This window comes from Rhodococcus sp. A14 (assembly GCF_011603105.1).
GTDB classification, from domain to species: domain Bacteria; phylum Actinomycetota; class Actinomycetes; order Mycobacteriales; family Mycobacteriaceae; genus Rhodococcus_F; species Rhodococcus_F opacus.
The window spans coordinates 1-10,706 of sequence record NZ_JAAOQS010000179.1; the positions used below are offsets into that span (position 1 = coordinate 1).

8 protein-coding genes are annotated in these 10,706 nt (G+C 62.6%); 3 read left to right on the plus strand and 5 right to left on the minus strand.

Features of this window, described 5'->3' with window-relative positions; all coding sequences use genetic code 11:
• A partial coding sequence (locus tag G9373_RS43415; protein ID WP_167121018.1) for a hypothetical protein occupies positions 1-685 on the plus strand: 685 nt, incomplete at its 5' end.
• A 133-nt stretch (positions 686-818) separates the two neighbouring features.
• Here the strand turns inward: G9373_RS43415 and G9373_RS43420 are convergent.
• Positions 819-1,736, minus strand: a complete 918-nt coding sequence (locus G9373_RS43420; protein WP_167121020.1) for an IS3 family transposase — start codon at positions 1,734-1,736, stop codon at positions 819-821.
• Positions 1,737-1,780: 44 nt separating this feature from the next.
• Between G9373_RS43420 and G9373_RS43425 the strand changes: the two genes are divergently transcribed.
• Entirely contained in the window at positions 1,781-2,905 is a 1,125-nt protein-coding gene (locus G9373_RS43425) for a tyrosine-type recombinase/integrase (RefSeq protein ID WP_240961097.1), read from the plus strand.
• Positions 2,902-5,061 (plus strand): site-specific integrase, encoded by a 2,160-nt coding sequence (locus G9373_RS48450; RefSeq protein WP_167121022.1) that lies wholly within the window; start codon positions 2,902-2,904, stop codon positions 5,059-5,061. The genes G9373_RS43425 and G9373_RS48450 overlap by 4 nt, the downstream gene beginning before the upstream one ends.
• On the opposite strand, the gene G9373_RS43435 is transcribed toward G9373_RS48450, so the two are convergent.
• From G9373_RS43435 to G9373_RS43450, 4 genes are all read right to left on the minus strand, one after another.
• Complete coding sequence (locus G9373_RS43435) at positions 5,058-5,672, minus strand: transposase (protein WP_206033824.1); 615 nt, start codon at positions 5,670-5,672, stop codon at positions 5,058-5,060. The genes G9373_RS48450 and G9373_RS43435 overlap by 4 nt on opposite strands.
• A gap of 130 nt (positions 5,673-5,802) precedes the next feature.
• Positions 5,803-8,460, minus strand: a complete 2,658-nt coding sequence (locus G9373_RS43440) for an ATP-binding cassette domain-containing protein (protein WP_167121024.1) — start codon at positions 8,458-8,460, stop codon at positions 5,803-5,805.
• Between the two features lie 52 nt (positions 8,461-8,512).
• Positions 8,513-9,391 (minus strand): branched-chain amino acid ABC transporter permease, encoded by an 879-nt coding sequence (locus tag G9373_RS43445; RefSeq protein ID WP_167121026.1) that lies wholly within the window; start codon positions 9,389-9,391, stop codon positions 8,513-8,515.
• A gap of 29 nt (positions 9,392-9,420) precedes the next feature.
• A complete protein-coding gene (locus G9373_RS43450; RefSeq protein ID WP_120661928.1) occupies positions 9,421-10,611 on the minus strand; it encodes an ABC transporter substrate-binding protein in 1,191 nt (396 codons plus the stop codon).
• Between the last annotated feature and the right edge of the window lie 95 nt (positions 10,612-10,706).

The following is a 10,706-nucleotide window of genomic DNA, read 5'->3' on the forward strand; positions in this document are numbered from 1 at the left end:
GAGCGGGATCTTCGGGGTTGCGGGTTTGGTCGTCGGGCTGGTCTTGGTGGTGGTGTTCGTCGCGTTTACGTCGCGGCCGTACATGGTGGCCAACTCGTTCCAGCCGGGGTTGACTGATTCATGGATTGGGGTGATGGCCGTCCTCTGCGGTGCCACGGTGGCCGGGGCCGGTTGCGGGATGGTGCTGTGGCTGTCCGGGTGGCGGGTGGTGCGGGACGCGGCGAGTGCGGACGAACGGCGCCGTCGGCGCACCTTCCTGCTGGGCCGGACCGTCGCCGCGGCCCTGGGCGGTGTCATCGTGGGGTTGTCGCAGATGCTGGTGTTGCTGTATGTCGTGTTCACGGCCACGGTGGGCATCGCGGTGGAGTGGGCTGTGGTGTTGGTGCTCTACGCCGGCAGCGCGGTGCTGGCGTATGGGTGCGCATTGCTGGGTGTGTGGTGGGTGTTGGCCGTGGCAAGTGATGATCGGCCCGCGGGAACCGTGCGGATGCTGGCGGTGCTGCTTCCGGTGGGTGCGTTGGCGGCGACGGCCGCGGGTGTGGGCGTTGCTGGGCTGTTCGGGTATTCCACCGTGCCTGCGACGTTCGTGTGGGTTATCGCGGTGGTGGCCGCGGTGCTGACGGCCACGGTTGCCCTGGGCCGGGTGCTGGCCCGGGCCCCGGCGGTGGGCGCCGGCACGCGGTGACCGAGCCGGACTCATCGCGTCCTTGGCCGGCCGCGGAGTCGTCTCCAGCGTCGGTCAACAACTCGCGACCAGGTCGAGGTCGTCGGTGGTGATTGAGGTTCCCCCCGAACGGTGGACAAGGGGGTTACCTGCTTCAGGCGACTGCCGCCCGAAGTGACTTCTCGTAGCTGTCGGGGCTTTGCATTCCCACTGCCGAGTGTCGTCGGACAGTGTTGTAGAAGATGATCCAGCTGTCAACTGCGGCAACGAGATCAGACTTCGTCGCAAAGACGTGCCGATAGTATTCCTCGTGCTTGAAGGTCGACCAGAACGATTCGGAAGGACTGTTGTCCCAGCAGATCCCGGTCGCACCCATCGACCGACGCAACCCGTGCCGGAAACAGGCGGCCGCGGTCAGGTGAGCCGTGTATTCCCCACCCCGGTCCGAGTGCAGGATCGTCTGACGACACCACCCACCGCGCGCAGCCACGGCGCGGTCGATGGCTGTCGTGACCATCTCGGCACCGATGTGATCAGCAATGCTGTATCCCAACACTTTCCGCGAATGGCCGTCCCGGATCGCACACAAGAACATGTCACCTTCACCGGAGGTGAGATAGGTGACGTCGGTGAGCCAGACGGCATCGAGTCGGCCCTGGTCGAAGTGCCGCTCGATCAGATCCGGCGGGAACGACGCCTGCGGATCGACCACCGTCGTCTTGACCTTGAACGTGCGCGGACTGATGCCCTCCATGCCTATCGAGGCCATGATCTTGGCCACCGTCTTCTTGTTCACCACCTCACCGTGAGCACGCAGCTCGGCCGTGACCCGCGGAGACCCGTAGGTTCCCTTCGAATCCTTGTGGATCTCGACGATCTTGACTTCGAGGTCGGCGCGACGATGGTGCCTCGGCGTCAGCACCGTGGTGGCCCTACGTTTGATGTACTGGTAGTAGCCAGATGTGGACACTGTCAGCAGTCGCGCCATCCGCGTGATCGAAAAGCGTTCACCTTCGGGTGCGGTGGTGCCGGCGGTCTCCGCAATGTCGTCGGGGCCGGCGTACTTCACCATCAGATCGAACCGGGTCGATTCTTCTGCATCGCAGCAAAGTACGCATGGATATGCTGGTGATCCGCACGACCCGCCTCGAGGTCTCCGACGTCGAAGGGTATGCACTCACACGAAAGGCTTCGATGCCTCCGTTCACCCCGACCATCACCCGACTCGACCTCGGCGACACCGCCGTCGAAATCAGGCTCGGTCACCCCCTCCTCGACGACTACCTCCGGTTCGTCGCCGCACGATGCCGCCCCAACTCCGTCCTCGCCGCCGGCTACGACCTCAAAGTCTTCTTCACCCACACCGGTAAAGACCCACTCGATATCACCACCACCGATATGTTCGAGTTCATAGCGGCACAACGACAGCCGAGGCACGGAGCCAACGTCGTCCGCATCGGCGACGGCGAACGAGGTCTCAGCGCTCGCACCATCGCCCGCCGCCTCGCCACCCTCTCCGGCCTCTATAGCTACCTCACCGCCCGCGACCTCATCCGAGCCAATCCCGTCCCCACCGGCCTGAGTGTCCGCGCCCGCACCGACCACCGACGCTCCCGCCGCAGTGCCCCGCTGATCCGAACGCCCCGCACCCTTCCCCGCATCCTCGACTCCGCCGCAGCAGGGGCATTTCTCGGCGCGCTCCGCACCCACCGAGACCGCGCCATGATCCTCGCGATGCTCCTTGGCGGTTTGCGGCGCAGCGAAGTCCTCGGACTCCGCCTCAGCGATATCGCCCTCGCCGACCGGCGGATCACCATCACCGAAGGCAAAGGCGGACACCACCGGATCGTCCCCATCGCACCAGCGTTCTTCACCGCCCTCACCGACTACCTCGACCTTGAACGACCCACCATCGCAACAGATACGCGCATCTTCGTTGTCCTGAAGGGGCCACACCGTGGCCAGCCACTCACCGCAGCAGGCGCCGACGAAATCGTCCGCGGCGCCCGCCGCCGGGCCGGCATCGAGCACCTCACCTGCCACATGCTTCGTCACACGTGCCTCACCCGGCTGCGGGAAGCAGGGATGTCCCTCGAAGCAGTCCAAGCGCAAGCAGGACACCGCAACATCGAGTCCACCCGCATCTACCTGCACCTGAGCAACACCTGGCTGACCGAGCAATACCACCACGCCATTGCAGCCCTCGGCGACGACATCACCACAACCGGAGACGCCCGGTGAACTCCGCGACCGCGCCTCAACTCACCGACATCGAGGACCGCACCACGCGAGAATTCATCGCACTGGGAACAACCCCGGGCAGCAGGCTCACCCGCGAGCACACCGCCGCCGCGTTCACCCGCCAATTCACCGACCTCGAGGGCTGGTCGAATGCCGGAGCGGCGCGCCAACTCACCGCACCCGTCGACGTTCGCGGCTTCGTCGCCCGCCTGCTGGTGATGACCGCTCACCCCGCCGGTGCGTACTACGCCATCGCATCACGCAGCTCCTGGGGCGCCCACTCTGCCGTCATCCACCCCGCGTTCTTCGAACACTTCACACACACTGCACTCGGCATCGGCTTCCGCGACATCCAAGTACGTCAACAGTGGAACACTCTCGCTCAGGCCGCAGCCGCGGCCGGTGCAGCACCGAACATGCTCGCCACCACAGTGTTCGAGGGCATCATCACCGAGCTCACCGGCATCCGGCACGCCGGCAGAACAAAGATTCCGAACAGTTGGTCGACACCGGTACACGGACTGAAAGCAACGATGGCCGTGCTCGGACTGCTCGACAGCGCCCCACCGGTCCGGCTCTCCCCGTCGCGGCGCAGCATCCACTGGAAGCACCTCGCGATCGCACAGCCGCTCCTGATCGCGACGCTGCGCCGCTACATGAGCCAAATCGGTATCAGCATGCGCCCGGCGAGTATCGCGTTGATCGACACCACCCTGCGCCACCTGGCGGTCTACCTCACCGAACACCATCCCGACGTCACCGCAGTAGCGGGCATCCGCAGAACACATATCGAAGGGTTCAAAACCTTCCTCGCCAGCAAATCCGGCTACCGTGGCAGCACCCAACCGGCGAAGACAACCCTCGGGATGCGGCTCGGGCATCTGCGCGGATTCTTCGACCGGATCATCGAATGGGGCTACGACGATGCGCCCGCCCGCAACCCCGTCTACTCCGGCGACATGCCCATCCGCGATCGGCCGCTACCGCGGTTCCTCGGTGACGCCGACGCCGCAGCACTCCTCGCCTCCGCACGCCGGCTGCCGTCGCTCTTCGACCGAGTCGCCGTCGAAGTCCTCTCCCTCACCGGTCTCCGCAAGGGCGAATTCCTCGGGTTGACCCGCGGTGCTGTCACCGACATCAATAGTGCCCGCTGGCTGCGCACACCCATCGGGAAACTGCACACCGACCGTTACATCCCATTGCACCCCAGAGTGGACGAGCTTCTCTCGCAATGGTGTTCGGAAAACCCACCGCAGCCGCGCAGTGACCTGATGTTCACCGACCTCGGCCGACCCATCCCCGGCAGACGAGTCGACTACGCCGTCTACGCGGCCGCCGACGACGCCGGAATCGGCCACGTCACCCCACACCAGCTCCGGCACACCCTCGCCACCCAAGCCATCAACCGCGGCATGAGCCTCGAAGCGATCGCAGCCCTCCTCGGACACCAATCGTTGTCGATGACCATGACCTACGCACGCATCGCCGATGGCACCGTCGCAGAAGAATACTTCGCCGTCACCGAACAACTCGATGCTATCTACACCCCGAAACCAACCGCGCAGGCCCTCACCGAAGGACCCAATATGGCGCGACTACGGACCGAGTCGATCCGCCTGCTTGGCAACGGAAATTGCACCCGCCCAACACTACTGGACTGCAACTACGAAACCATCTGCGAAACCTGCACCCACTTCTCCACCAACGAGAGCCACCGAACGCGTCACCGACCAAGCCGCCGACGCCGCATCCCGCTCAGAACCACGACGAGAGAAGGTCTACCTCGAACTGCTCACCACCCTCGACAACCGCGCACCCCACCCACGATCACCGGCATAAGCCGAGGCTTTTACCAGGAAAGCGTTGTCTTTCTCGAGCTCGCCGACCTGCCGTCGCAGTCGCAGCAACTCGGCGCGTTCGGCCGTGTCCAGAGGTTTTTCTCCATGGACCTCGGCGGCAGCGATCCTGCGGCGCTCGACTTTGACCCACTCACCCAACAGGCTCTCGTTCAGGCCCAGCTCCCGTGCCACTTCTGCAATGGTACGGCCGGAATCGATCACACGATGGGCGGCCTCGACCTTGTACTCGGCCGTGAACGACCGACGCTTGCGAGGAGGCATACGGACATCCTTCCAGCGGGACTGGAGTCCCGCTAACTCGGTGTCCACTTTTCGGGGGGAACCTCAGTAGCCTCCGTCGCCCAGACCAGCCGGATCGTGGAGAAGGTGTCACGCAGACGCGCGAGTAGCCGGAACGCGGCGTCGCGGTCCTCGATCGACGCGGCGGTGACCACCCCGGCGAGCAGCAGCCCGGTCGCATCCGCCGCGAGGTGTCGCTTGGGCCCGTTCGTCCGTCTCCCGCCGTCCCATCGCGACTGGATCGGGGCACCGTGTCCGCGGCGGGCAGGTCTGCGAGTCGATGATTGCTGCGGTCGGGCATCGGTCTCGTCTGGCTCGCACCCGCAGCCGGTCTCGCAGCGCGTCGTGGATGCGCCGCCACCCCCGGCTCGGACCCAGTGGGTGAACACGTCGTAGACGGTGGTCGGCGGCGGGAAGTCGGCGGGCAGCTGGCGCCACGCGATCCGGCCCCGCACCAGGTGCAAGATGGTGTCCAGGATCATTCGGCGGTAATGCTTTTCGGGACGCCCGCCGCGGCCTGCCGTATTACCGGGCGGCGGCAGCAGCGGTTCCAGCATCGCCCACTGCGCGTCAGCGACGAGGACGGATACACCGTGCAGCGATGCCCGCGCGCCGCGTGGGGCGGCCACGACGAGCACTGCGGCATCAGCGCTGATGACATTGGTGGAATCCTGGGTGGCCCTGTCGACCTACTCCTGAGCGTATGACATGGAATATTGCGACTTTGCCGGGTGCCCTGTCGTAGGGGTAGTCTCCTCGTCAGAAATAGACTTCTTGCAGTTCATGAATCGATCCGCTGTTTCCCTCGAGTTCGACGAGAGACCCGTCCCGTAAGACGTACATCCGATCACAGACGCTTGCGAGGGTCTGGATGTTTTGGTCAACGACAAGCACACCTTCGCCGCTTTCGCGGGTGAGCCTCACTAATACTTGCAGAGCTTCGCTGGTGGCCTTGGGGGATAGCCCCAGGCTGAGTTCGTCTACCATCAAGATGGAAGGCTTAGCGGCAAGTCCTCGGGCTATCGCGAGCATCTGTTGTTGGCCGCCACTCAAGAACCCGGCGGGGCGCTGCAATAGTGGCCTGAGTGCGGGGAATCGGCTCAGAATTTGATCCAGGTTTTCGTTGGTGAATTTGTGTCCGACCGCCAAGGCGCCGACCTGTAGGTTCTCTAGCACGGACAGCGATCCGACGACGCCCCTACCCTCGGGTACTTGGATCAATCCGGCCCTGGCTGCGTCCACCGGTGACGGGGGAACGGTGACCGAGTCCATGTTGACCAGGCCATCACCGCGACCGATCATTCCGGACAGGGCTCGTAGCAATGTCGTCTTCCCCGCGCCATTTCGGCCCGTAAGCCCCACGAGTTCCCCTCGGGAGACACGCAGGGAGATCTTGTCGAGGACGCGCGCCGGCCCGTATCGTACGGTCAGGTCGGTCACTGCCAGCCCCTGCGACGACGTATCTGTGCGAGATATTCTCAGCTGCAATGCCTCTGAGTATGGCAGAGCGCTATCAGCCGGTTCGACCGACGAGTAGCGAGTTGGTTCCCCCGCCGTGGAACCACCTTCACCCTCCCGGTGCAGCACTTCGACAGGCTTGCCGACGAACGCTTCCAGTACCCGCTCGTCGCATGTGACCTGCTCTGGCTGACCGGAGGCTAGTACCTTTCCCCCGTCCAGTACGGTGACCGTATCGGCCACCCGCCGAACAAAGGCGACATGGTGTGCGACAAGTAGGACCGTTAGGCGTCCGTTGGCACGAAGTTTGAGTATCGCGTCTTCGACGATGTGGATCTCGTGTTCTCCCAGTCCGGCAGTTGGCTCGTCGAGGAGCAAGATCGTCGGCTCTGCCACGAATGATCTAGCAAGGTCGACCAGTTTCCGGTCAGCTAGCGAGATTTCATCGGCTCTCTTGTTCCAGGTGGATTCTGAAACCCCGACCAGGCGCAGAGCCCCTTCGCACCTTGCTCGAGTATCAGCGTCTGCGTTCCGCCCGAGAGTAGGGCGTAGCAGATCCACGAGCAACCAGCGCCGTTGCTGGCTCAAGAGTCCTAGTGCGACGTTCTCGACTGCGGACAAATCGTCGACGAGCGACGGGTTCTGAAAGGTTCGTCCTACTCCAGCAGCACGAATCTCCGGTGGTGACAGCTTGGCAGATGCAAGGCCATTGACTCGGATCTCTCCACTCGTCGGTCGGAGTAGACCGGTGATGGCGTTGATCAGCGTCGTCTTACCAGCACCGTTTGGGCCGATCAGGGCATGGATCTGTCCATGGGTCACGGTGATGTCGACTCCACTCAGTGCATGTACTCCATCGAAAGCGACACTCACGTCGGCAATCTCCATTGCGGCCGCCGCAGTCGCTGCCACGTCGCATTCGTCGGCAATTCTCGGGCCAGAGTCCACCTCTGGAACATCGAGAGCCTCGGACGGTGTATCGCAGGCCTCCATGCTTCCGGACTCGCCTCCCGTGCCAGTCAAAGTTCGCGGACGACTTGGTAGCCGCTTCGTGGTCGCACCGCCCCACCTGGGCAGGGCTCCCAGGATTCCCGCCGGAGCCAGCACAACAAAGACAAGAAAAGTGATGCTCGCGTATAAAGCCTCGTTCTCCGGAGCGCCTTGAAAGACGGAGGGTAGTGCCGCAAAAAAGAGTGCACCAAGCAATGGTCCCAATAATGTTCCCTGTCCTCCCACGACAACCATCGCCACCAGGGTGATGGATACCGCGGCGGAAAATGAATCTGGTGTGATGACGGTAAGTGCCTGGGCAATGACGACACCGGCCAACGCTGCACCCAGACCTGTGAACACAAAGGCGGTCCACTTGGCTTGCTTGATCCTGACCCCGAGTAGGGACGCGACCTGCTCGCTCGACCGCACCAGCCGAAGTTCGTGACCGCGTCTTCCGCCGCCGAAATTTGAGGAGGAAAACAGAACGACAGCGAGAAAGCCGAACGCAAGATAATACAAGCCGACGCCGTTGCCGAAATCGACACCAAGAACGTATAGATCGGGCACGAGCAGACCAGATTGGCTACCGGTGAGACTGACGAACGCACTTGACTGCAGACCTGCCGACACCACAAATGCCAGAAAGAAGGTGACAACGGCGGAACCAAAGTGTGAAAGTTGGACCACCGCGAGTCCGATAATTCCGCATGCAATCAAGGTAAGTCCCACGCAAATGGTAAGCGCAAGTAGGGGAGACAGCCCGGCGGTTCTCGCCACGGTCCAGGCATACGCAGCGATTGCAACTAGAGCCCCATGTCCGAACGAAAGTTCGCCAAGGTATCCCTGCCAGAGGTTCATTCCGACAGCCACTGCGCCCCAAGCCATGCCGAGTATCAGGACGTACTGCCACGAGGCTTCGCGGACGATCATCCCGAGGGCTGCAAGCGTTACAAGCGCCGTAGCCACGCCCGAATACCGTCGTAATACGGCTGTCGGTAGCTGTCGCTGCACCGAGTGCTCAAACACGATGTACTCTCCGCTCTCCAAAAATTCCCTGTGGGCGAATGACGAGGACGGCAATCAGCGCCGCGAAGATGACGAGGTTGGCCGCGTCGGGTCCGAAGTAGGTTGCGACTACATTGCTCAGAAGACCTGCGCAGATGCCGCCGACAACCGCCCCAGTCAGGCTGGTGAGCCCAAAAGCGATCGCCGCTGTAAAAGCGTAGAGCAAGTAGCCTTCGAGCATAAAAGTCGAGACGTAGACACGGTTGGCGGATAAAAGGCTCACGATCGCGGCCAAGAAACTACTGATTCCCCAGGCGACCGCAAATAATCGATCGCTACGGACACCGAGTAGCCTGACCGTTTCGCGGGACTCGGCCATGGCGCGTGTGAGCAAACCGGCGCGGGTATATCGAAAAAAGAGACTGAAGCAGCCAAGGAGAACCCCTGCAACCGCGAACGTCTGTATCAAAGAATAGTTGATTTGGATTACAAAGAGGCTGAAGCCGCCAGAGCTGAGAAGCTGAGGAAATTGGAATGGCTGACCGGCGCCCCTGAATCGGTCTACGAAAGCTGCTAATACCAGCGAGAGGGCGAGCGTTCTGATAATCACATTTGTCTTACCCGCACTCGGCTTGGGGCGGACGACGCCGTAGAATGTAAGAACACCCAAGAAGGTGCTGAACAACAATCCGACGATGATGGCCACGCCAACTGGGACGCCGAACTCAACCATGACAGTCAAGGCCACGAAGGCGGCGGCGGTTCCCATCATTCCCTGGGCGAAGTTCACGGTGGCAGTCGCCTTGTACAGCACAACCATCGCAAAGGATAGGAGGCCGTAGAGCATTCCGACAGTAACGCCGCTCAGGACCGTTTCCAGGAACAGACCCATGACACTCTCCTATATTTGGTGGGTGATCCTCACGGCAGAACCGGCACGTTGACGGTCTCGGCTGCCTGGTATTGACCGTCCTTGACAGTGACTGTTGGCAGTGAAGTCAGACCCATGTGCGATTCTCGAGAGAAGGTCACGGGGGGGATGAGGGGACTCACCTGACGGTCCTGCATGGAGGCAAGTGCCTTGACCAGGCTCTCGCTGGTTGGGTCAGGTCCAGCGAGTTCGAGTCCCGCGACCACGGCCTGCGCGATCGCGCAACCGAACGTCGTCACTGTGTCGATCTGTGAGTCCGGGTAGTACTTTCGTACCGCTTCTAGGCAATCGACTGCGCTCGGGTCCGTGGGTGGCTTGGTGATGGCGAGGCTGAAGAGAAGTTCGTGTGCGCTCCGCGGTGTTCCCTGCAGGAAGGTCTCACCGGGAAGCGAGGTCGTACCGAGGATCGCCTTTCTCGGGAGCTGGTCCTTGCCGGCGAGGTAATTCACGATCTTGGTGGTCTCAGCGGGAGCGGAGGTGAAGACAACATAATCCGGCTTCGCCTCGGCGACTTGGAGTGCGACGGGGGTCACGTCGGCCCCGAACGGCACGATTGCCGTGCCGAGAAATGAGCCACCGCCATTTTGGACCGCAGCCTCGACCTTCGCCAGTATCGGGTCATTCTGGTCGGACACCGTGCGGACAAGGAAAACGCTTCCTGGTCCGGTCTTCTCGTACGCTGCGGACACTAGAGCATGTGCCTGATCAGGGAAAGTGGGAACCATCGCGAAGGCCTGTGGGACTACTGCGTTGACGAAGGCCGGGCTCGACTTCGCAGGGAAGAGAAGGGGAACGCCTGCCTTGTCCAGGACCGGGACGATTGCATCGATCGAGCCCGAACCAGAGCCGCCGACAATCGCTATGTTTCGGTCTGTGACCAGCTTCCGCACATTCTGCACCGCGCGGGCCACATCGAGGCCGTCATCGAGCAGTGTCAGTTCGATCTTCTTCCCGTCCACGCCGCCGGCATCATTGACTGCCCGAAAGATCGCCTGCTGCCCTTCGCTCAGGGCCTTGCCATAGCCCCCGGCCGGTCCACTGATTCCACTCGTCTCACCGAGTTTGATGACATCGCCATGTGATTCGGCGTTGCTTGCTGCCCCGCAGCCGGCGAGTGTCAGTGCTACCGCAGCGGTGGTAAGCCCGCACGCAAGTCTGCTGATGTGAGAGGACGTGAGCATGACATAACCTTCCGTGTTCGCATTCCCGACGGAATGGCAAAGCTGTCGTTGTCGAAGAGCCCCCGCGCCATATGCAGACCGGGGGGGGGGGGGGG

What these genes read in the sequence shown, in the direction of transcription:
- G9373_RS43450 (WP_120661928.1), bottom strand. Translation starts at nt 10,611, where the DNA reads ATGCTCACGTCCTCTCACATCAGCAGACTTGCGTGCGGGCTTACCACC.
- G9373_RS43445 (WP_167121026.1), bottom strand. Translation starts at nt 9,391, where the DNA reads ATGGGTCTGTTCCTGGAAACGGTCCTGAGCGGCGTTACTGTCGGAATG.
- G9373_RS43420 (WP_167121020.1), bottom strand. Translation starts at nt 1,736, where the DNA reads ATGGTGAAGTACGCCGGCCCCGACGACATTGCGGAGACCGCCGGCACC.
- G9373_RS43425 (WP_240961097.1), top strand. Translation starts at nt 1,781, where the DNA reads ATGGATATGCTGGTGATCCGCACGACCCGCCTCGAGGTCTCCGACGTC.